The organism is Ornithinibacillus sp. FSL M8-0202 (genome assembly GCF_037975285.1).
Lineage (GTDB): Bacteria > Bacillota > Bacilli > Bacillales > Amphibacillaceae > Ornithinibacillus > Ornithinibacillus massiliensis.
The window spans coordinates 1,663,854-1,687,141 of the sequence record NZ_CP150248.1 but is presented as its reverse complement, the minus strand read 5'-3'; the positions used below and the strand labels follow the sequence as shown (position 1 = coordinate 1,687,141).

The window sequence follows — 23,288 nt, the reverse complement described above, 5'->3', positions numbered from 1 at the left end:
TATAGAAGCGATTAATCTCGTATCGTACTTAAATAACGTCCAGGAAGTAAGGATGTAAAGGAGAGGTACAAAAAATGGGTAAATATTTTGGAACTGATGGTGTAAGAGGTGTTGCTAATAAGGAATTAACACCTGAACTAGCATTTAAATTAGGGAGATTTGGTGGTTATGTATTAACCAAGGAAACAACAAAACCAAGAGTTTTAATTGGCCGAGACACACGTATATCAGGAACCATGCTAGAGGGCGCTTTAGTCGCTGGATTATTATCGATTGGTGCAGAGGTAATGCGCTTAGGCGTCATCTCAACGCCAGGTGTTGCCTATTTAACGAAGGCAACGAGTGCTCAAGCAGGTATTATGATCTCTGCTTCACATAATCCAGTAGAGGATAATGGCATTAAATTCTTCGGGCCAGATGGATTTAAGCTATTAGATGAGCAAGAAGAGGAAATTGAGAAACTATTGGATGAAGAAGATACTCTACCACGTCCTGTTGGTGCAGATGTTGGTGTAGTTGCAGATTATTTTGAAGCGGGACATAAATATCTTTCTTTCTTAAAAGAATCCATTGATAATGATTTTGTAGGCTTACAAATTGCATTAGATTGTGCGCACGGTGCTACTTCTAGTTTAGCAACACATTTATTCGCAGATTTAGAAGCAGATATTTATACAATTGGTGCTTCTCCTGATGGATTAAATATTAATGCTGGTGTAGGTTCTACACATCCAGAGACTTTACAAGCATTTGTAAAGGAAAAGGGTGCGGATATTGGGCTAGCGTTTGATGGCGATGGTGACCGTTTAATTGCCGTTGATGAGAAAGGTAATATAGTTGACGGTGACCAGATTATGTTCATTTGTGGTAAATATATGAAGGAGAAAGGCTTCCTCCGCCATAATACCATTGTATCTACCGTGATGAGTAATATCGGCTTCTATAAAGCATTAGAAGAACATGGTATGAGCAGTGAGAAGACCGCTGTAGGAGACCGCTATGTGATGGAAGAAATGAGAAAAGGCGGATACAACCTTGGTGGTGAGCAATCTGGACATATTATTTTCCTAGATTATAGTACAACTGGGGATGGCTTATTATCAGCTATTCAACTCGTTAACGTCATGAAAGAAACGGGTAAACCATTATCTGAATTAGCAAGTGAAATGACTATTTACCCACAAGTATTGAAAAATGTAAGAGTAACCGATAAAGAAAAAGCATTGAACGATCCTACAATCAAACAAGAGATTGAAAAGGTTGAAGAAGCCTTAGGAAGTAATGGTCGAGTTCTGGTTAGACCATCTGGAACGGAACCACTAGTTCGTGTCATGGTGGAAGCACCAACAAAAGAAGAATGTGAAACATATACAGATCAAATCGCTCAAGTAATTGAAGATTTACTTGGTATTAAATAATAATGGAAAACTACTCTCTGATTGAGGGTAGTTTTTTTGCATGTAATAATAAATTCCGTCCGCGGGGAAAAAAGTGCATACCAATCAACTGTCAGATTGTTAGAAATGCGTTATACTATTCTTAGGAATTTAAATTTACAGTTTTTATATTGAGGGGGAGAAATATGATAAACTTTCCGAAGCCAACCGTAGAACAATTTTTGCGTACGTATGTTATTAATAATTTTGCAATTAGTAAAGATGAGACACGGCTTATATTTAACACAAACCTAAATGGGAAAATGAATCTATGGGCAATGGATCTTCCAGATACATATCCGTATTTATTTGCTCAGAAGGATCAAACAGCTAATTTCATTAAGGTTGATCCAGAGGGACGTTATGTCTTAACTGGTTATGATCATGATGGAGATGAGAACTACCAAATTTACGCTGTCCCTAGTGAAGGTGGTATGCCACAGGAACTAATTACGGGTGAACCGAATGAAAAATACTATTTTGCTCATTTAAGCGATGATGGAAAACGGCTTTATTATGTAACATCTGAAGGAAATCCGAACTTCTTAAATACGCGTGTTCGTAACCTAGAAGACAATACAGATACGTTGCTACATGAAGGGGCAGATGGTTCTACTTATTTGGCAGGCGTATCAGAGAAGGAAGATGTTTTCGTTTATATGCGTCTATTTGCAAACACATATATTCAATTGTTTGTGAAAGAAGGCGATCAAATCGTACATTTAACACCAGATCCGGAAAAGGTTCATGTAGCAACTGGCCCGGTATTTGTTGGCGATAAGGATATCTATTTCACGACGAACTTTGAAGAAGAATATAGTTATGTAGCCAAATTTAACCTGGATTCTAAAACGTTTGACAAAGTCCTTCAAATTGACAATGAGAGCATTGATCATATCGAATATAATAAGGAAAATAACTACCTTTACGTTGTAACGGAAAAGGGCGTAGAAGATATGTTATACCGTTATGATTTAGGTGCAAATAAATTAGAGAAGCTATCGACTCCATTTGATGTCGTGGAAAAATTAGTTGTTACAAAAGCTGGCAATTTATATGTGCTTGGTCGTACGGCAACAATTCCATTTAACATTTACAAATCAACCGATGGCACTAATTGGGAAGCCTTAACTAATAATCGTGTACTCGGTGTCAGTCAGGAAGACATGGTAGAGCCTGAGGTCGTCACTTATAGATCATTTGATGGAATGGAAATAGAGGCATTATTGTTCCGGGCCAACCCAGAGAATGATAATGGACACACTATTTTCTGGCCACATGGTGGTCCACAAGCATCAGAACGTAAAATGTTCCGTGCTATGTTCCAAAGTGCATTAAATCGAGGATATACGATATTTGCACCTAACTTCCGAGGTAGCACAGGCTATGGTTCTTCCTTTGTCAAGCTGGTGGAACAAGATTGGGGACATGGTCCGCGATTAGATTGTGTAGCGGGAATTGAATGGTTGTTTGAAAATAATATAACAGATCGTGATAAGTTGTTCCTTGTTGGAGGGAGCTATGGTGGCTATATGGCATTACTATTACATGGTCGCCACCCAGAGTATTTCAAAGCGGTAGTAGACATCTTTGGTCCGTCTGACTTGTTTACCTTCGTCAACTCTGTTCCGCCACACTGGAAGCCAATGATGGAGCGTTGGTTAGGAGATCCAGAACGTGATAAGGAACGTTTTGTTAACGATTCTCCAATCACCTATCTTGAGTCCATGGTGAAGCCAATGCTTGTTATTCAAGGTGCGAAAGACCCTCGTGTTGTGAAGGAAGAATCAGATCAAATTGTTGAGAAGCTAAGAGGATTAGGTCGAGAGGTCGAATACCTTGTTTTAGAAGATGAGGGGCACGGATTCTCTAAGAAAGAAAATGAAATTAAAGTATATAATGTCATGCTTGATTTCCTTGAGAAGCATCAAGGTTAGGGAAAATGAAGGGCGCATGGGAGTTGATAATCCATGTGTCCTTTACTTGTTAACAAGTAACTTTTTGTGACATATACTATTTACATGTCACCTTTTTCAACGTTTAGGATTGACCAATGGTAGTAAAATCTTGTAAAATAAGTTGGTATCTTATCTTTGGTGAATTTTCTGCCAAGAATAGGGTGACTAATATCGAAATAGTTAGGAGGGTAGAGGTAAATAATAATAAAGCGCCTGGGCTATTTTCTGAACGGTAAAAAGAAAATAGTTGACGAGGATGAAGGTTATCGAGATTTATCGGCGGGTGCCTTCCGGTTGCACACTCCAGTCGTTATGCTTTTTTCGAAAAACAATAGGGTGACCTATTGCACAAAGGAAAAGGGTAGAGTGTCATCATAAACAGACTAAAAAAACACGAGAAAGGGGCAATAAAACGCCCCAAAGCATTTTAAATGAAATCCTTTCATGGTCGTTTGTTGCCCCTACGAGGAGGAACAATTACTAATGTGTGGAATTGTAGGATATATCGGACAACAGGATTCTAAAGAAGTATTATTAAATGGACTTGAAAAATTAGAGTATCGCGGATATGATTCTGCGGGTATTGCGGTATTAAATGAAAGTGGTTTAAACCTATTCAAAGTAAAAGGCCGTATTGCTGCTCTAAGAGAGTCAGTGGATGAGTCTATTCACGCAACAATGGGGATTGGTCATACACGCTGGGCGACACATGGAGAACCAAGTGTAAACAATGCTCACCCACATCAAAGCACCAATGGCAGATTTACGCTTGTGCATAACGGTGTTATTGAGAACTATTTGGATTTAAAGCGTGAATATCTGCAAGATGTTACATTTAAGAGTGAGACAGATACAGAAGTTATTGTCCAATTAATTGAGAAGTTTTATGAAACAACTCAAAGTACGTTAGAAAGCTTCCGCCAAGCAATGGAGCTATTAAAGGGTTCTTATGCAATTGCGATGATCGACAATGAAGATCGTGATACACTTTATGTTTCTAAAAATAAAAGTCCTTTATTAGTTGGATTAGGTGAAGGGTTTAATGTGGTAGCAAGTGATGCTATGGCTACATTAAAGGTAACAGATCAATATCTTGAAATTCATGATAAAGAGATCGTTATTGTAAAACGTGAATCTGTATCTATCCAACAGCTTGATGGAACGGTTTTAGAGCGTACTCCTTATACAGCATTAATCGATGCGAGCGATATCGAAAAAGGTACGTACCCACACTTTATGCTTAAAGAAATTGATGAACAACCAATTGTTATGCGCAAAATTATCAAAGAATATCAAAACGAAGATAATGAGCTTAAATTGGATGAAGACATCCGTGCAGCAATGAAGGCTTGTGATCGCATTTATATCATTGCGGCTGGAACTAGCTACCATGCTGGACTTGTGGGCAAGAGCTTAATTGAAAAAATCGCGAAGATTCCAGTAGAGGTACATGTCTCTAGTGAGTTTTCATATAACATGCCATTGCTATCAGAAAAACCATTATTTATCTTCATTTCTCAAAGTGGAGAAACAGCAGATAGCCGTACGGTACTAGTTAAAATTAAAGAAATGGGATATCCAGCACTAACGATTACCAATGTGCCAGGATCCACCCTTTCTCGTGAAGCGGATTACACATTACACCTACATGCAGGTCCTGAGATTGCGGTTGCATCTACAAAAGCATACACTGCACAGATTGCAGTATTAGCAATTTTAGCTGTAGATACGGCGCATGCTAAAGGTATTACATTAGACTTTGACCTAATGCAAGAGCTTGCCATTGTTGCTAATGCGATGGACGTATTAACTGCACAAAAAGAAGAGCTTGAACAGCTAACTAGAGATTATTTAGAAACAACTCGTAATGCATTCTTCATTGGTCGTAGCTTGGATTACTTTGTTTCCTTAGAGGGATCATTAAAGCTGAAAGAAATTTCCTATATCCAAGCAGAAGGTTTTGCAGGTGGAGAATTAAAACATGGAACTATTGCATTAATTGAAAAAGGTACACCAGTTATTGCGATTGCAACACAGGAGAATGTTAATTATTCTATTCGCGGAAATGTTCAAGAAGTTGTGGCACGTGGTGCAAACGCCCTTATCATTAGCATGAAGGGTCTTGAGCAAGATGATGATGCATTTGTCATCCCGACTGTACATGAATTATTAACACCACTTGCAACAGTAATTCCATTACAAATTATTGCTTATTATGCAGCCCTACACCGTGGAGCGGATGTTGATAAGCCGCGTAACTTGGCTAAGAGTGTTACGGTGGAGTAGGAAGGATTTTAGTTGGAAATCTTGTTGTGAATTGTCTAGTAACATTATAGTTGGTAAATATCAATAAAGTGGATAGCAACATTTTTTAACCCTCTGTTCTAAAATAGGAACAGAGGGTTTTTTATAGTGTGCCAGGCATGCACACATTCTCTAGGGTTGAAGTCCTGAATCACGAAGGCAGTAGTAGTGATTAGCTTAAGACAAGGGTGTCTAGGGTGACCTAGAATCTGAAGGAAGTCAGCGGCAAATCTCCGCCTCGAGGAACACAAACTTCATATAAGGCTAGATGTTCTTGGATGAGACTGCTATACAAGTTGAAGTCCTTACTGCCAAAGGGAGCATAGAGTAAATGGAGCGAGGACATGGAGAGGAAGAATGTGTGCTTACCCTGGGAGGTCTGATAGAAATGCGGTACACCTGCCGTAACCGAACATGAGAATGTTCGCTGAACTATCAGAAGTCAGCCGAAGCCATAGTACCGAATGCTCCTAGGGTATTCGGGAAGGGCTGAATCATCTAAGGAGAATTGCCACTTTGCATACGCAACACTTGATGACGCAGAAACATAAGAACCTTCCTAATGGAGGAAACGATGAATCTCGTGGGGGACATTAGAAGGGCTGAAAGTAGTTGCCACATAAGAAGGACGGACAATTCGCGTAGGAGTTCGATATCATGTTGGAAAGAATACTATCACGGGAAAACTTAATACAAGCACTAAAACGTGTAGAAAGAAACAAAGGAAGTCATGGTGTGGATGATATGCCTGTACAAAACCTACGAGCACATATCATGAAACAGTGGACTACCATTCGGGAACAACTCGAAAAGGGAACCTACTACCCTCAACCTGTTCGTCGTGTCGAAATCCCGAAACCAAACGGTGGGAAGAGAAAGTTAGGTATCCCTACCGTGACAGACCGATTCCTCCAACAAGCAATCGCACAAGTCCTAACGGAAGTTTACGACCCTACATTTTCGCGATACAGTTATGGATTCCGTCCAAACAAGCGCGGACATGATGCGGTGAGACAAGCTAGAAATTATATCAAGCAGGGTTACCGTTGGGTAATCGATATGGATTTAGAGAAATTCTTCGATAAAGTAAATCATGACAGACTGATGCGAACATTAAGTAAAAGAATTCAAGACCCAATGGTCTTGAAATTAATCAGAAGATATTTACAGGCAGGAATTATGGAAGATGGGTTAGCTTGTCCTAATACAGAAGGTACTCCCCAAGGAGGCCCCCTAAGTCCACTACTTTCCAATATTGTCCTCGATGAACTGGATAAAGAACTGGAGAAAAGAGGACTTCACTTCGTCCGTTATGCAGACGACTGTAATATCTATGTTCGCTCCAAACGTGCGGGTTTACGAATCATGAATACTATCACTAAATTCATAGAAGAGAAACTGAAACTCAAAGTAAATGGAGACAAAAGTGCGGTAGACCGCCCATGGAGACGCAAATTCCTTGGATTTTCTTTTACCATCCAGAAGGAAACCCCGAAAATCCGGGTTTCAAAAGAAAGTGTAAAACGCTTTAAACAGCGAGTTCGTGAACTGACTTCTAGAAGGAAATCGGTGGCGATGGATAGAAGGATGGAGAAACTAAATCGATTCCTAATAGGTTGGTTAGGCTACTACCAACTGGCAGAAACGCCTTCTTTATTCAAGAAACTAGATGCCTGGATAAGAAGAAGGTTACGAATGATTCGTTGGAAGGAATGGAAGAAAGTCCAAACAAGGTACCATAACTTAATTCGATACGGAATTAAGAAAGGAAAAGCGTGGGAATGGGCTAACACAAGAAAGGGATACTGGCGAATAGCTAAAAGCCCAATCTTGCATAAAGCCCTTGACGACCAATATTGGTCAGGCCAAGGGCTAAAGAGTCTATTTAGTAGATATCAAACGTTACGTTGGACTTAGATGGAACCGCCGTATACGGAACCGTACGTACGGTGGTGTGAGAGGTCGGAGGTTAAACGCCTCCTCCTACTCGATTGGTTACTTTGTTGTGATTTATTATCTTAAAATTAATGGGAGTTAATTGTTGATGAAACTAAAAATTGGATATTTATGTTAAAATACATATATGATTCTGAATATTAAGTACTTGAACTAATGGAGAAGAGTTAAATAAGGGGGAGATAAAGTGGCTTTAGGTTTCTACTTTACATTATGGTGGCATTTCCTCGTACTAATCATGTTGATTATGTTAGGAAGTGGTTTAGTTAGCTTCACATTTAAACGTTTCCCGTCATGGATAATTTTAATAGTAAGTGGATTAGTGGGTTTAATTTATTCTATCGTTGTTGATGCTGTATCTTTAACTATTCTAATCGTTCCCATTTGTATTGTCTTTTCACTTATTCCTATCTTGTTTGCAAAATTTGCAGTTTTGCTTAAAGAAAAAGAGCAGCAAATTAAACAGAAGAATGGTTAGCAATTAAATAAACGGGTGCGTTGCTTCAAGAAGGATTAACGCTATTTTTATAGAACTTATTCTACGAAAGGGGAGTTTAATTGAAGAGGCAATAAAATTGATAGAATACGTTTAGGAGGGGTTATTTTGCAATATTTTATTGGAATTGTTCCACCAGATTACTACAAAGAGAAGGTAGCAACATTTCGAGGCAACTGGACAACCCATTGGATTAATAAAGCGGTAGAGCCCCATATTACATTAAAGGCTCAAGGTGGATTGACTCCTGACGAAAAGTGGATTTCTAAGGTTAAAAAGCTTTGTGAGATAATCGAACCTTTTCATATAACAATTGGAAAACCAAAGTTTTTCTTTGATAATATTCTTTATTTAACTATTGAATCAGACGAACTTACCACTTTGCATAAAAAATTGGTTCACACTATCGCTCCAAGTCCTGAGTTAATCAAGCGGTACTTTGAGCTGGACGATTTTATACCGCATATGTCTTTAGGAAAAACATATTATGGTATGTCAACGGAAGAACTTCGAGATATGGCGAGATTGGCGGGAGAAAAAATTACTCCATATCCTACGTTTAAAGTAGACTATATTAGGATCTATCGAGAAATTGAACCGCAAATTTATGAAAAGTATATAGACATACCTTTAAATCACTAAATGACCTTATTCAACTAACGGGAGCTTTAATACAATAATGAGATCGTCACAGTGGTGGTCTTTATTACTAAAGGGACAGGTTAGTAGAACAAGGTAATAGAACAAATGAAGGATTGAATAATCGATGAAACAAGAAACTTTCGATGTACAGACTAAAGCACAATTAAAGGTATTGGATGAAATTAGTACAATTTTTGAGAATCTCGATGCTGAATTTTGGTTACGTGGAGGTTGGGCAATTGATTTCATGCTTGGTAAGGTTACCAGACCACATAGTGATATTGATATACTAACATGGATAACAAATAGAGAGCGATTAGAGGCTATACTTCTACAGGCTGGTTATGAACAAGTACCTGTCGGGGAGGAGTTTCGTAATAGACAATCAGATTTTCATAAGGATAATGTAGTTGTTACTTTGGGATACTTGACATACGACGCGAATGGCAACCTTATTATGAATGGTTTAACAGAATGGGTATGGCGAGATGATTCCCTTTTGCCGCATTATTTTCAATTACACGGAATAAAAGCAAAAGTCCTGCATCCAAAACAGTTATTGGAAGAAAAGAAAATCTATAAAGAAATTGGTCGACCATATAGAAAAAAGGATGAAGAAAGCAAAAGGATATTGTACCAAATAATATCCGATTTAGAGTAAGTATTTGAAAAAGTGTACTTTAAAGTAAAGGCTGCGTTAATTTAAGAAGGATTAACGCTAATATTATGTTTTACTAAAGGGGCAGAGCCCTTGAAGAAGGAGTATTTATTTGTTCAAAGAGTTTAATTGCAGAAATTTTTTGGGGGTGATTTTTTGAAAAGGGTATTAATATTAATTTTACTTGTTGTGATTTTGGGAGCTTGTAGTCAGCAAGAGAATGATACCTCTGGAGAAAGACACGAAGGTATCATTGTTGACATTGAGAAGAATACTATTGGTGAAATAAAGTACATCGTATTATCTTTGCCAAGTGTGGAAGACATTGATATTTCGAGTAAAACAAGAGAGGAACTTATTAATCTTGCACAAGAAAATGATGGTGTGTTCTACCACCTTAACCAAAAAGAATATGAAGAATTAGATTTAGAAATAGGCAAACGAATTGTTGGCTATTATAGTGATGTTGGAGAATCAGATCCACCTGTATTGTTTACCGATAAAATAGAGGTATTTTCACAATAGTTATGATGACTTTATTAAACAAACGGATGCAAGAGTTGAGTATAGATTTTAAATTCCGTACTGGCTTAATAGGGACATTTAAATCCCTTTTTGAGAACAAATATATAATTACAGTTCTAATTTACTTTTTCTTTTTTCCATATTTACTATTTCCCAACCTTTTTCCGTCTTTCCTAGTATGACTTTCATGTTTGTTCCATCTGGTATTCTATAGAATAGATAACCACCAAGCTCATGTTTATCTTTTAGTTCCTTAGTGTAAGAGATTCTTTAGAATCAGTGCGTGGATGTGGTGCGTAAGGGAAAACCATTCAGTAGGCCTTTAAGGCCAAGGCCGGTAAAAGAGGCTTCAAGCCGCAGAGCAAACCACCAGTTCACACTGGTGGTTTTGATTATCTTACAATTTTGCTGAGGAAGAGCAGTTAAGTGCATAATTATGTTGAACATATATAGATAAAGAAACAGATGTTTTACAGAAGTAGGAATCGCTAAAAATCACGAAATTGATGACATCTTATTGAGCCACAGGAAATTTCCCCCAGTCGTTACTAAATTCGAGTTGCATGAATTATCTGAGATATCTAATCCATCTAATTGATAATTGTTATCAATTGTGATATGTTAAGTAGTAACGATACAGATAATGGACTAAGGAGAATATATAATGCAAATATACTGGACTACTATCAATAAGATTATTGAAGAAACGCCCGAGGTCAGAACGTACTTGCTTGACTGTCCGGAAGAATTTACATGGGAGGAAGGTTCCCATACCCACTTCGCATTGGAAGGCTTTAATGCCGGAGATAAACCAAACCGCGGCCTGATCCGTCATATGTCAATCTCCACTTTACCAAATGAAAATACAATCGGGATCACAACACGTATAAGAGAGCAGTGCTCTGAATTTAAAGCAGTTTTAAGAAATCATAAAGTCGGCGATAAGGTGGTAATATTTAAAACTCATTCGAATGTTCCACTTAAAAGAGAAGGCAAAAATGTTTACCTGTTGTCATCAGGTGTCGGACTAGCAACCTTCAGACCGCTTGTACTTGATTATTTGGAACGTGCTGACAATGTTAATCAAATTCATTCCCTGAACATCGATTCATCAAAAGATTTCTTATTCACGAATATCTTTAAATCAGCACCTGACAAGAAGTTCACAGCACAGTTCGTCGATAATCGTAAAGACTACTATGAAGAAGTGAAAAATCTTGCTGAAGACAAGGATGGACTTTTCTATGTTGTCGGCAGTGACGAGTTCATCGTGCAGAATATTGAAGTACTGCGTGAGCATGGCATTAAGCCAGAGCAGATTATGCTCGATAAGCATGAACAACAACGGTCTGAGTTATTATCAGTTGATCTATCCATTTAAGCAAAACGATTTTAGGTAAATATGACATAGATTCTATGGACGCTTTTCTTTAATGAGTAGGCGTCCTTTTTTTATCTATAATTACGGTTTCTCATTATCCTATTGTGTTAGTCTTAACATACATATTACCTCGGATATTTTTATAAATATAGCACAAGAAATGTCAAAAGAAAGAAATGGATCATTCTTATAATGTTAGTAGGAGTGAGATAAATGAATGAACATATACAACTTATGATTGATTGGATTGAAGATAATTTAACAAATAAATTCTCTTTAGACGAGCTTGCACATTATATGGGATATTCCCCTTATTATTGTTCTTTTAAATTTCACCAAGTAACAGGTATCAGTATTAGGCGCTATGTTCTTCTTAGAAGATTGTATTTATCTACGAAGGATTTGGCCAATAACAAAAGGATAATTGATATCGCCTTTGATTACGATTATTCATCACAAGAAGCTTATAGTAGAGCGTTTAAATCTGTTTTTGGTATCAATCCAAGGGAATTTCAACTTCGCCAGCTGCCTGTTCAATCGTTTTTCAAGCTCACTATTAATAACAAAGAGGAATGGTATAGAATGAATGTTTCTAGAAAAATAGAGGTTGAAAAGTTACAAAGTGGGAATAAGGAATTGTTTGACCAGGATGTACTAAATATATTAAATGGCCAGGTGATGTATGAAGAGTTTAACAATGAAAAAATAATGGGTGATTCCGATTATGTTCCATTCAATGAAGCAATGTGTGTAAATACGACTACTGAACAAGTCTTCGATAAGGAGTTTATTAAAACGCGAGCATTAGGACATCGTGTTTCAGTAGAGGATTATATCCAAAAAGTAATAGAGCCATTAGATAATCTCTTTCATAAAGAATACAAGTATATCGTTTTGTGGTTTGGTGAGGATATGTTTTGTCAAATGAACCTGCTGACCATCCTTGCCTATCTGGAGCAGTCCCAATATGACGGGAGAGTTTTCTTAAATAGCTTTAGAGAGGATGAATTTAAAGTAAGCCAAACAGAGCTTACATTAGGTAACTATTTTTCTGTATATAAGGAAGTGCTGATCAATCATAAAAGACCATCTATAGAACTACTTCCAGTAATGTTCCAGGCAATAGATATATATTTAGATATGCTAAAAGAGAATAATGCAGTAGTAAAGTATATTTCTCAAAATAAAGACCTACCAACATCAGAATTAGTCAATAGGTTACTTGGTCTGTTCCCAACTATAGGATATGGCGATTCCCAGTATATAGATCTTATTAATAAAAATAGATAGTCCTACTATCGTTAAACCGTATTGGATGAAGTTGAACACTTTAATCAAATGCGGTTTTTTATTATTACCGTTTGTTGGAAAGTTACTAAGAAGATTTGAACAACCGTCTTATAATAACAGTTGAAATTAGTGATGACTTGAGGGAAACTGCGAATGATACCTATAGTGAAACTATCGATAGTTATAATTTAGTTGAAGTGAGATTGGGATGAGTAGGACTGTTGAATAAGAATAGCTCGAAAAACGAAATGAAATAGAGGATATTACGAGATTAATATCGAATGTATACATAAATTGATTAAAGAGAGTTAGGCGTAATTGACGAAATAGTTCCTGAGGTAAAGGCTGGAGCACATCATGACCTTGAAAAACAAGTATTGCTAGTAAGAAATGTTATTAAAAATTAATTATTTGAATTTCCCATCTATTTTGCTAGGGGTATAATCGACCATTGATACAATTATAGAATAATAGGTGATTATCAATCTTAGCTATTTATGGGGTGTAATAGTTCTTTTATATAATGTGAGATGGGATGTGAAGTTATTTGCGTAGTTTTAAAGCAATGCTATTTGATTTAGATGATACCTTACTTGATAGAGACAAGGCAGTAGATAATATGTTCTTTATTATTTTTGAAAAGTGTTATGAAGATGTTAAACATACAACCAAAAAAGAAATGCTCCAAAGATTCAAGGATTATGATAAAAGAAGCTATGGCAATAGTAATAAAACAAGCTATGGCAATAGTAATAAAACAAAAGTCTTGGAGGGATTGTTTAATGAATTTCCACCAAAATATAGATTGCCAAGCCAAGACCTTCAAGACTTTTGGAATAATCATTTTCCTCAGTGTTTTTCTGTAAACCAAAGCACTATTAATATCTTGAATAGTATAAAGGAGCAAGTTAAAGTTGCCATCATAACAAACGGATCAACACAGAGGCAAAAAGCAAAGATAATTAACACTAATTTAAATAGTTATTTTGACACAATCATTATTTCTGAAGAAGTGGGACTTAGTAAGCCTGACAAACGCATATTTGAATTAGCTTTAAATAGGCTTAATGTCCGACCGGAATCTGCATTATTTGTTGGAGATAACTTAGAATTGGATATTGGCGGTAGTCAAAATGCAAATATAAAGGGCATCTGGTTTAATCCACATAGTATTAAGAATGATACCGAAATAACACCATTTGCCGAAATCAATTCTTTCGAGAAATTATTAAGTTATTTACCATAAGAAATATCATATGGGTACCTACCGATTTAAAAAGGCTAGTCATATCAATTGTAAGGAGAGGAAATTATTATGAGAAGATTTTTGTATTGCTTCCTCATTCTATTTATATTAAGCGCTTGTACGCAGAATCCAAATATAGAAGCGGAAGAAGATGAAATTCTCTCCATGGAGAACGTAAAGGTTCCTAGTACTATTTTCATTTCTGAAAAACAAAACAGTATAATTAACGAGGAAGAAATAAAATTAAGTATCAAAACCTACCTAGATAGCTATGAAGATTTAACTAATGCTAGTTATCCATTCTTTGCTATTTTCGACGAAGAAAAGGAATTAACTAAAAGTGAATTAGAGAAATTTGAAGCCATTAGCAAGCTTACCATAGAAAATGATGAGAATTTTTCTAACTATATTACGAATAATACTTTACCGGAAGCTTATCAAGAAGAGTCTGAAAGAATTAGTCAGTATATTACGATGTCAAATGAGATTCTTTATGAAATGATTAATATGGCAGATGACTTATATCAAGGAATTTTTCCAAAAGTAGACATCCAATCTATAATGAATAAAACCAATGTGGTGAATGGAAGAGAGCAGAAGAAAATAGAGGATTTCCTTGATGAGAAAGCTATTGAAACGAAAGCATTTGGGCGAGGGGAATAAGGAAAGAACGTATAAAATTCTACAGTTTTAAAGCATTTAGTATCATGATCACCCCCTTATCATACTTCGTATCTTATAAAGCAAACAAGAGTATTATAGAAGAATGAAAGAGACCAAACCAGCAGTGTTACGGCCTCTTTTTTGTTTGTCTATAAGTCAAATATCTAATAGATAATATACTCCAAAATATCACTATGAAAGAAATCAACTATATTGATAATGTAGAATTAATAAATGATTGACTTTAATAAAGTTAAAGATTACATTTAATTATATTAAAGTCAATCATTAAGTTCGATTTAGCATTTGTAATGGAGGTGTATAGTTAATGTCAATAGATGTAATCCCAGACTGGCTAGCATCCTTAGATGATGAAGATATTAGTTTTATAAAGAGGTTCATATTATCTTCAGGCTCACTTAAAGAAGTTGCAAGTTCTTATGGAGTAACGTATCCTACAGTAAGATTAAGGTTAGATCGATTAATTCAAAAAATCCAAGTAGCTGAAGACACTTCAAATGATCCATATGTTTCACTCATTAAGAGGTTAGCAATAAATGAAAAACTAGATTTTGATACGGCAAAAATATTAATAAATGAATATAAAAAAGTAAGAACTGGAGTGTGAATGAAATGGAAGAGTTGGTTCTTTTACTGATTGGATTATTAATTATAGTTGGGATAATAGTACTTCAAATCTCTCTATCTAAGCAGGTGAATAAATGGCCTGGTTTAATATTACCAATCATTAGCCTATTTTTTTCCATGATTATTAGTTTTAATTTACTTAATCCTTCCATCATCGAAGTCATTATAACCTTCTTAGTATCTAATATCCTGACAACAATACTAATAGTTATATACTTTACTCATAGAGGAAAAATTATAAAGAAAAAGCAGATAGACAAAATGAATATTCTAGATTTAGAGTGATTATGGATATTTATCCATGCTTTTGGAACCTACGAGTGGACGGTAAAAAGGCAGTTACTCCACTACGTGTTTTAACTGCCTTTTAATCTATATTTGGATAAAATCACAGTTTATCTAATTGATGCGGTAGCTTCTTGGTATAAGTTACGTCAATTAATTCCAGTACCAATACTGTGCACCGTATGGATATTCTATTCTACTATCTACGTGGGTGTAGGAACTTCCATTGTAAACGCCACTAAATCCGGATGACCTAGCTGCATTTCTGAGAGTGGTTAGGGAGACACCTGAAGCGCGAATATCAGCCGCAATTCCGTATGTGTGCTGGCTGTTTGATGAAGAACCAGGAATGCTATTGTTGTGGGAAATACTTCTGAAGCCGGAGTTAATTATAATCGGACGGTTTCCTATTTTAACGCGAACTGCTTCTAGTTTATACATCATTCTGCGAACATTTTCTCTAACCGTAGTGGAGGATACTCTTCCGCCGTTAAAGACACTGCCATCCTTGGAATAAAACTCACTATAATTAAAGTGTTTCGTTCCATTCGAACCTTCTAAATCGTTTAACTTTGCTTGGGTAGCAGGTCCAACAATACCATCAGCAGCTAATCCGTAGGCTCTTTGGAAACGCATGACGGCAGCTCTTGTCGCAGGACCAAACTGACCATCGACAGCTATATATGTTTGGGTAGGGGAATCGGCAGCCCAGCCAGCTACCCTTATTTGTAATTCTCTTACATCTGATCCGCTGGAACCTTCTTGTAATGTGCGGGTCCAGTTATAGGCAGAAGCCTCATCTGTACTGATAAAGGTCATGGCAAGTGTAATCATGAAAGCAAAACCAACAATACTAATAAACTGTTTAAAAGCGTTTTTCACATTACATACCTCCTAAGATTTAAATTGGTAGTTGCATCCCGAAAGGCTAATGGAACATTACAAAGCTTTTAATCCATATTTTCTATTCAATTGATAAGGCTCTTTTTCAATTAACACTTGTCCGGTTTGATTCCGTCTTTTAATCTGCTTAGGTCTTATGACTTTGAATAATAGAAGCTTTGCTAGAGATAGTGTTGAAATGAATCCAAGACGCTTCAAACGGTTCTGAACAGAACAGAGCTTATGAAAGTTCGCCTTTAAACAAACACCCCCTCAAACTTTGGATTGAATCGCTTGAGTTATATGAATCTAGCTGTCTATAACTATACTAACATGGGAAGGAACAGTAAGATATTCGTCAAATGTTCTAAATATATGTAAGGACTTTCGTATGGTAGAAAAGGTAGGAGAGAAACGAAGGAACTATAATAGAAATATAGTCATGCAGAAAGTGGTATATTGTTACTAGTTTTTAATTTCCTTACACCATTTGTAAGTGTTTTTGAGCTTTTGTACTGGGTATAATGTGTATAACTCGATTCAGTCTATTATATTTCAGAAAAAGATAATGAAAAGGGAGAGTTATATATGGTTAAACAGGGGAAATTATTAGAGGTTCAAGACTTACAAAAGCGCTACGGGAAGAACAACAATATAACTAAAGCTTTGAATGGTGTCAGCTTTGATATTCTTCCAGGAGAATTTTTAGGAATCATGGGTCCAAGCGGCTCTGGGAAAACTACATTGTTAAACTGTATTGCAACGATTATAAAACCAACCTCAGGACGTGTCCTTTTAAATGGGGAAAATATTAGTGCTTTTGATAGTAAGGATTTAGCCGAGTATCGTGGTAGTCGGATTGGATATCTATTTCAAGACTTCGAGTTGCTAGATAATCTAACTGGAAAAGAAAATATCCTCTTACCACTATCTATACATGGGGTGGACTTTGGAAAAGCACGTGCAAAGTTAAATGAGCTAGCGGGCTTTTTAGAAATTATAGATATACTGGATAAATTCCCATCCCAAATGTCCGGGGGACAGAAGCAACGGGTAGCTGCAGCTCGGTGCTTGATAGCTGATCCGGATATCGTTCTGGCGGATGAACCAACAGGGGCTTTAGACACACGCTCTGCGAGAACATTAATGAATAAGTTAGAAGGGATAAATAAAAACAAGGAAAGAACGATTTTAATGGTTAGTCACGATCCAAATGCAGCGAGCTTTTGCTCCAGAATTCTGTTCATTCAAGATGGTGTGCTCTTTCATGAACTGCGTCGTAAACAAGATGAATCTCGAGAAGAATTTTATGATAGGATACTAAAGGTAATGGCTCAGCTTGGAGGGGGAAGTGCAAATGTTCTCTAGGTTGATTTTTCGTAATGCAAAACGAAGTCGTAAGGAGAATTTAATTTACTTTGCCACACTCGTAACCGCAATAGCTTCGTTTTATATTATTCTTTCCCTTGGTAGACAAGATGTTATTATATTTTTAAGGGAATTTGAAAGTGAGGCAATTGATAAACTGTTACAGTTAATGCCGATTGTCTATGGCTTTGCTTTGTTTTTATTATTCTTCTTAATTTTATTTGCTAATCGCTATCAATTAAATCGAAGAAGTAAAGAATTTGGCGTTTACCTCTTATTGGGAATGAGGAAGGAGCGCCTTGTCCTTCAGCTTTTAGCAGAAGGATTTATTACTTCTGTATTAGCACTTATTGGGGGGATATTAGTAGGCGGATTTTTGGCCGAAATAATTAGCTTGACGGTTTCTAAATTAGTTGGTCAGGGCATTATTGGCCATCAAATGAGCTTTTCCTTAAGTGCAGTGTTCTTTACCATTATAGGTTTTCTATTCATCCAGTTCATAGCATTGTTCATTCTTGGTGGAAGGTTATTTAATCAAGAGGTTCAACAATTGCTTAAGGGACAAATGGAAAAGAAACAAGATATGGGGCGTGTTAAAGGTAATATTCTTCATATATTGGTAGGGTCTGTATGCTTAGGAATTGCGTATTGGATTGTACTCTATCGTTTTGAGGAGCTCGGGGGTCTACTGTTGCTTGTGGCACTGATTCTCGGATGTGTAGGAACGGTATTTTTTATGAGGGGATTTGGCAGGCTCTTAGGGTTAATGGCAAGCTTATCTGAACGAAAGTCTACGAAAGGGTTGCGCACATTTACATTAAGGCAGTTTCAAGAAAATGTGGCTAATCGATCGGATTCTGTTGCGGTAACGTCAATCCTCATCACACTGTCTATCATTTTATTAGCAAATGGTGCTTCCACTATTATAGGGTTTGATAGTACTTCTGTTAAAAGCTCCTCGTTATATGATTTTACTGTTAATGGGGATCATCATAAGGTAGAGGAATTCCTTCATTCTGATGCCATGGCGCCTTATGTAGAGCACTTAAATTTGCTAGAAATTGCTCAGCTTGATAATCAAGATGTGCACACGGAGGATGGTCAGCAGAAGACATTGGTGGATTGGTCTAAATTAAAAGAGCAACTTATTATGTTTCTGTCAAGCGAGGAAAAGGAGGAATATTTATCGTGGGAAATGCAAGGGTATTCGATTAGTCGAGAATACCCGGAAGCACTTAATCTGCTAGGTGCCTTAGAAATGGATGCAACAACACCTTATCTAATTCCAGAATCATCTTATAATGGGCTGTTACAAGCTATAGGAGAAGAGTCACTGAACCTTCATGCAGATGAAATGGCTCTATACTTCAATCCTGAGCTTTTGTATACGGATGATTGGGGAAATATGCCTGTATTGGACACTATTTTAGAAAAAGCTTCCATAGAAGGGCAGACTTTAGTAAGCATTGGTGACCAACCAATATCCATTCGAACTTCTGTCCCTATGAGAGGATTAGTAGCAGATCGTTCGGTAGAAATTCGTTCAGCGTTTATTGTCCCGAATCAAATGTTTGAGCAACTAGTGAATACAGAAACTTACAGGTCCTATTGGAACTTTCTTATCCCACAGAAGTTGCAAGAAGAACAAGGTTTAATGAAACCAATGATGGAAGCTAGGGATATATTAAAAACATCAGGCTTTGAATTTGAAAGTTTTTTGGAAAATTATGGACGACAACTCTTTTATGTTGTTTCAGGAAGCTACACCGAATTATATTTGGGTTTCTTATTTCTGATTATTGCTTGTACCGTATTAGCTTTACAATTCTTAACACAAATAAGACAGACTGCTCAACGTTACATTACACTTTCCATGCTAGGTGCGAAGCGGGGGCAAATGAAAGAAGCGATGTATAGGCAAGTACTGTACACCTTTTTATTGCCTATGTCTCTTGCATGTATCAGTGCAGCGGTTGGTATCAAGGGAATGTTGTCCTTCCATTATCTGTATATCGAAGAAAGTGCCATGCTATATCCGATGCTCCTTCTCTTTGCAAGTGTAGTAATCGTGATTGTTATTATATATGGAGCAGCAGTTGCTCGGTCAGCGGGTCATGAGATCGATAAATTACGATGGAAGCCGAATATGGATTAGTAATTTCACAATAGGGGGTGCTGAAATGGCGACCATTACAATTGTAGAAGATGATTCTTTTATGAGAGAAGAGCTAACGGATATTTTGCTAAAAGCGGGGTTTAACGTAATCGCTATTTCAGACTTCCATGATGTTGTTACCCCTATAGTAGCCAATCCCCCAGACTTAGTTTTATTAGATATCAATTTACCGGGCCAGTCTGGGTTTGATATATGTAGAAGTCTGAAATCAAAAGGTATTAGACCCATATTAATTTTGACATCTAGAGATAAGCTGCAAGATGAATTACATGGCCTGCAATTAGGAGCAGATGATTATCTGACCAAACCATGTAATCGAGATAGATTGTTAGCACGCATTCAAAATCTATTAAGAAGGTTTGAGGGACAACCAGATTTACTAGAGGGCGGTAATTTTACTCTAGACCCTAATACGTTTACCTTGTATAAGGGAGATCAATCGCTGTTATTATCAGCTAATGAGGGGAAGATATTAAAAGCGCTAGTGCAACATAAATCTGAGATGGTATCTAAGTCAACATTGAGTGAATATCTATGGGGAACAAACCAATATATAGACGAAAATGCACTTCAAGTCAATATCACTCGATTGCGGAAAACATTGCGAAAGTTACATCTGGATGATCAAATCGAAACCATAAGAGGTCAAGGGTATCGACTTAGGGGGTAAGGAGCATGAAATGGCTAAAACAAATCTATGATTGTTTTCAAGCTTATAAGCTTTGGTTTCTCATTTTACTAGTTACAGATGTATTCTTTATCTTTTTGGCCTGGTTAGCTTACCCAGAAACTTTTATGGTATTAGTAGGACTCATGATTATGTTTACATTAGCAATGGTCGTCATATCGTTATTTTTTATAGTAAAAAAGCAACGGGAAATGGAAGTGGCATTTGAGAATTTTTTAGTAGAGGCAAATGAAACGAATGAAGAAATACTATGTCGAGTTTCTCCTAAGACCCATAGGTCGTTTATTCGTAGAATGGGAAGCGTTCTGAGAGCAAATCGGATGAAATTAGATGAGCAAGTGACCAAGTTAGCTGATTATGAAAGCTATATAGAAGGCTGGGTGCACGAAATTAAAAAACCTCTTTCATTAATGACGTTGGTGTTAGATAACCGCCGAGATGAAATGTCTCCACTAGTCAGGCAGCGTATGGTTCATATTCGAGATCAAATGCAAGGGGATGTAGAACGAATCTTGTACTTTGCAAGACTGAGGTCAGCTCATAAAGATTATATGTTTGAGCCTATAAACATAATCGCATTTTGTAAACGGACTATGGAAGATCAGCAATCGTTATTAGATGAAGCTGGTTTTCACATACAGTTCATAGGGGAAGAGATGAAAGTCTTATCGGACAGAAAGGGTTTAGCATTTATACTTGAACAGGTAATTGCTAATAGTACGAAATATATGTTACCAGATCAAGAAAGTCCCATGTTAAAATTCGAAACGGTTTATGATAAGGTACGCGATCAAACTATTTTACATATTACGGATAATGGACCTGGTGTGTTTCAAGAGGATTTGCCATTTATTTTTGATAAAGGCTTTACTGGAAGGAAAGGCACGTATACAAGAGAATCGACAGGTATGGGACTTTATTTAGTGCATAAGATGGCTAATGATTTAGCTATTCAGCTAGATGCTAATTCAGAGCCTGATTCAGGATTGACTATCTCGTTATTCTTTCCGCGTGTTCAACATTAATTAACCGATAAGATAGCTATAAAGAAGCGTAACCTTGATCGGATATTCAATAGTAATCCCTAGTCTAGTAGAAAAATACTAGAGTAGGGATTTTTAATTTTGATAAGCGTATACCATCACAGCACTAGGGTTCTAGATATATGTAGATAAGACCAAGCAGATTAATTAACTACAAAAGTGAGAAAAATGTCGCATTTTTATGGTATAATATTCCGTGAATTTAGGTCTTTATAACTATTATTATTTAGGAGGAAGAAAAGTGAAGAACAACTTTATGAAAATGGTCCTCGGTTTTGGGGTCATTATGCTACTAGCAGCCTGCGGTTCTAAAGCGGAATTATCAGATTATCTAGAGGTTAATTTTAGTGGGTATGATACAATGGGAACCGCTACTTACGAGATAGATCAGGATCAATTAATCATGGATACATTTGAAGTATCAGATAATATTTTTGACCTTGATCTTGAGACATTAAATGAGATAGATGCTATGTTATCTGCGTACAGTGTTGAGCTAGATAAGGAGAATGATTTATCTAACGGGGAGCAAGTTGTTGTTAAACTAACGGTAGATGATTCGAAAACGAAAAAACTAAAGACTAAAGATGAAGTTAAGGTAACTGTATCAGGTCTTGAAGAACCGAAAGAATTAAGTGATGAAGAAATTGAAAAGAATGTTGTTGTCAACTTCAACGGTGTTAGTGGAAAAGGAACACTCATGATCGATACCACATTTAGTGATGACTTAAGGGGATTAACCTTTGAATCATCTCAAGATGGAGAAATTAAAAATGGCGATACAGTAGTTGTTAGTCTGACAGAAGGTTCTAGAGAGTCTTTAGCATCGCTTGGTTATGTCCTAACAGGAAAAGGAGAGGCACAATTCGAAGCATCTGGTCTAGATGTGGTAGCAGAGAACCCTTCAGAAATTGCAAATATGGAAGATATTGAACGATTTATTAGTGAAGGAATAAATAGGGAATATCAAGATTCCTCATGGGGCTTTTACAAATATGAAATTATAAAAGGAAATACATATTATAGACAGTTTCAGAGAGATGACGAAGCAAGTTCTTGGGGAAGTTCTCCTAGTAATGGAACATTAGTTAATGTATATACCATTAAAAAATATGATTCAGACGGGAAAGTGGAAGATACGTTTACTGCAATTTATGGGTTTACCGATATTATCTTAGACGAGGATAATATGGCAAATGTTGCAGAAATGAATAAGTATTCGGATACCTATGATAGCACATATTCCCTTGAATCAGTTGAAAAACTTTTAGAAGGATATGGCTATCAAGTAGTCGAGTAATAGTGAAAGGGCAGAATGTAGTAATTAGGGGAATGACCTTGGTGTCTTTAACTTAAATTTAACATATCCAAACGGTTATAAATTCTATAACAAAAGACCTCTATGGTGTTACCAGAGGTCTTTTCATGTTGCCTTCTAGACTAAAATCTTCTCCAGTCAATTATTTAACCGAAAACGATATTGCATTCGGATTTCTGAAGTGATAGAATAGTAAAAATTAAATAACAAATGCGATGAAGAGAAGAGTAAATGAAATGTAATTCATAACAGAGAGCTCCGGATGCTGAAAAGGAGTATGATTTATTTCATTGAAGCAAGACTCTGAGCAGCACGTTGGAATCAT

At 36.6% G+C, this 23,288-nt stretch carries 21 protein-coding genes and 1 other annotated feature (1 of these 22 only partly in view); of the genes, 19 read left to right on the top strand and 2 right to left on the bottom strand.

Features of this window, described 5'->3' with window-relative positions; all coding sequences use genetic code 11:
* Positions 1–74: 74 nt before the first annotated feature.
* The 14 genes from glmM (at position 75) to MKY78_RS08665 (ending at position 15,488) form a co-directional block, all read left to right on the top strand.
* The gene (gene glmM / locus MKY78_RS08730; RefSeq protein ID WP_339217444.1) at positions 75–1,418 is read left to right on the top strand and encodes a phosphoglucosamine mutase; all 1,344 of its coding nucleotides are present in this window, start codon (positions 75–77) and stop codon (positions 1,416–1,418) included.
* A 164-nt stretch (positions 1,419–1,582) separates the two neighbouring features.
* Positions 1,583–3,373, top strand: a complete 1,791-nt coding sequence (locus MKY78_RS08725; protein ID WP_339217443.1) for a S9 family peptidase — start codon at positions 1,583–1,585, stop codon at positions 3,371–3,373.
* A gap of 504 nt (positions 3,374–3,877) precedes the next feature.
* Complete coding sequence (glmS, locus tag MKY78_RS08720; protein ID WP_339217442.1) at positions 3,878–5,680, top strand: glutamine--fructose-6-phosphate transaminase (isomerizing); 1,803 nt, start codon at positions 3,878–3,880, stop codon at positions 5,678–5,680.
* A gap of 672 nt (positions 5,681–6,352) precedes the next feature.
* Positions 6,353–7,615, top strand: coding sequence for a group II intron reverse transcriptase/maturase (gene ltrA, locus MKY78_RS08715; RefSeq protein WP_188384654.1), 1,263 nt, complete (start codon positions 6,353–6,355; stop codon positions 7,613–7,615).
* A 226-nt stretch (positions 7,616–7,841) separates the two neighbouring features.
* Complete coding sequence (locus MKY78_RS08710; protein WP_339217441.1) at positions 7,842–8,132, top strand: hypothetical protein; 291 nt, start codon at positions 7,842–7,844, stop codon at positions 8,130–8,132.
* A 126-nt stretch (positions 8,133–8,258) separates the two neighbouring features.
* Complete coding sequence (locus MKY78_RS08705; RefSeq protein ID WP_339217439.1) at positions 8,259–8,792, top strand: 2'-5' RNA ligase family protein; 534 nt, start codon at positions 8,259–8,261, stop codon at positions 8,790–8,792.
* Between the two features lie 124 nt (positions 8,793–8,916).
* Positions 8,917–9,453, top strand: a complete 537-nt coding sequence (locus tag MKY78_RS08700; RefSeq protein WP_339217438.1) for a hypothetical protein — start codon at positions 8,917–8,919, stop codon at positions 9,451–9,453.
* A gap of 153 nt (positions 9,454–9,606) precedes the next feature.
* Complete coding sequence (locus MKY78_RS08695; RefSeq protein ID WP_339217436.1) at positions 9,607–9,975, top strand: hypothetical protein; 369 nt, start codon at positions 9,607–9,609, stop codon at positions 9,973–9,975.
* A 664-nt stretch (positions 9,976–10,639) separates the two neighbouring features.
* A complete protein-coding gene (locus tag MKY78_RS08690; protein WP_339217435.1) occupies positions 10,640–11,356 on the top strand; it encodes a dihydropteridine reductase in 717 nt (238 codons plus the stop codon).
* 213 nt (positions 11,357–11,569) lie between these two features.
* The gene (locus MKY78_RS08685; RefSeq protein WP_339217433.1) at positions 11,570–12,646 is read left to right on the top strand and encodes an AraC family transcriptional regulator; all 1,077 of its coding nucleotides are present in this window, start codon (positions 11,570–11,572) and stop codon (positions 12,644–12,646) included.
* Between the two features lie 565 nt (positions 12,647–13,211).
* On the top strand, positions 13,212–13,892 hold the full coding sequence (locus MKY78_RS08680) for an HAD-IA family hydrolase (protein ID WP_339217870.1): 681 nt from the start codon (positions 13,212–13,214) through the stop codon (positions 13,890–13,892).
* A 69-nt stretch (positions 13,893–13,961) separates the two neighbouring features.
* Entirely contained in the window at positions 13,962–14,555 is a 594-nt protein-coding gene (locus MKY78_RS08675) for an NDxxF motif lipoprotein (RefSeq protein WP_339217431.1), read from the top strand.
* 328 nt (positions 14,556–14,883) lie between these two features.
* Complete coding sequence (locus MKY78_RS08670) at positions 14,884–15,183, top strand: DUF2089 family protein (RefSeq protein ID WP_339217429.1); 300 nt, start codon at positions 14,884–14,886, stop codon at positions 15,181–15,183.
* Positions 15,184–15,188: 5 nt separating this feature from the next.
* A complete protein-coding gene (locus MKY78_RS08665) occupies positions 15,189–15,488 on the top strand; it encodes a hypothetical protein (RefSeq protein WP_339217427.1) in 300 nt (99 codons plus the stop codon).
* A 153-nt stretch (positions 15,489–15,641) separates the two neighbouring features.
* Here the strand turns inward: MKY78_RS08665 and MKY78_RS08660 are convergent, their stop codons facing one another.
* Together MKY78_RS08660 and MKY78_RS08655 are read right to left on the bottom strand one after the other, a co-directional pair.
* Positions 15,642–16,370, bottom strand: a complete 729-nt coding sequence (locus tag MKY78_RS08660) for a D-Ala-D-Ala carboxypeptidase family metallohydrolase (RefSeq protein WP_339217425.1) — start codon at positions 16,368–16,370, stop codon at positions 15,642–15,644.
* A 57-nt stretch (positions 16,371–16,427) separates the two neighbouring features.
* Positions 16,428–16,589 (bottom strand): hypothetical protein, encoded by a 162-nt coding sequence (locus MKY78_RS08655; RefSeq protein WP_339217423.1) that lies wholly within the window; start codon positions 16,587–16,589, stop codon positions 16,428–16,430.
* Positions 16,590–16,958: 369 nt separating this feature from the next.
* On the opposite strand from MKY78_RS08655, the gene MKY78_RS08650 reads away from it, so the two are divergent.
* The 5 genes from MKY78_RS08650 (at position 16,959) to MKY78_RS08630 (ending at position 22,945) form a co-directional block, all read left to right on the top strand.
* Positions 16,959–17,738, top strand: coding sequence for an ABC transporter ATP-binding protein (locus tag MKY78_RS08650; RefSeq protein WP_339217421.1), 780 nt, complete (start codon positions 16,959–16,961; stop codon positions 17,736–17,738).
* A complete protein-coding gene (locus MKY78_RS08645) occupies positions 17,728–19,893 on the top strand; it encodes an ABC transporter permease (RefSeq protein ID WP_339217420.1) in 2,166 nt (721 codons plus the stop codon). The genes MKY78_RS08650 and MKY78_RS08645 overlap by 11 nt, the downstream gene beginning before the upstream one ends.
* Positions 19,894–19,918: 25 nt before the next feature.
* Positions 19,919–20,584: a response regulator transcription factor gene (locus MKY78_RS08640; RefSeq protein ID WP_339217419.1), complete on the top strand. Its 666-nt coding sequence runs from the start codon at positions 19,919–19,921 to the stop codon at positions 20,582–20,584.
* Between the two features lie 5 nt (positions 20,585–20,589).
* Positions 20,590–21,627: a sensor histidine kinase gene (locus MKY78_RS08635; protein ID WP_339217418.1), complete on the top strand. Its 1,038-nt coding sequence runs from the start codon at positions 20,590–20,592 to the stop codon at positions 21,625–21,627.
* A 259-nt stretch (positions 21,628–21,886) separates the two neighbouring features.
* Complete coding sequence (locus MKY78_RS08630; RefSeq protein ID WP_339217416.1) at positions 21,887–22,945, top strand: hypothetical protein; 1,059 nt, start codon at positions 21,887–21,889, stop codon at positions 22,943–22,945.
* A gap of 224 nt (positions 22,946–23,169) precedes the next feature.
* Positions 23,170–23,288, top strand: a binding site (T-box leader); it runs 148 nt beyond the window's last position.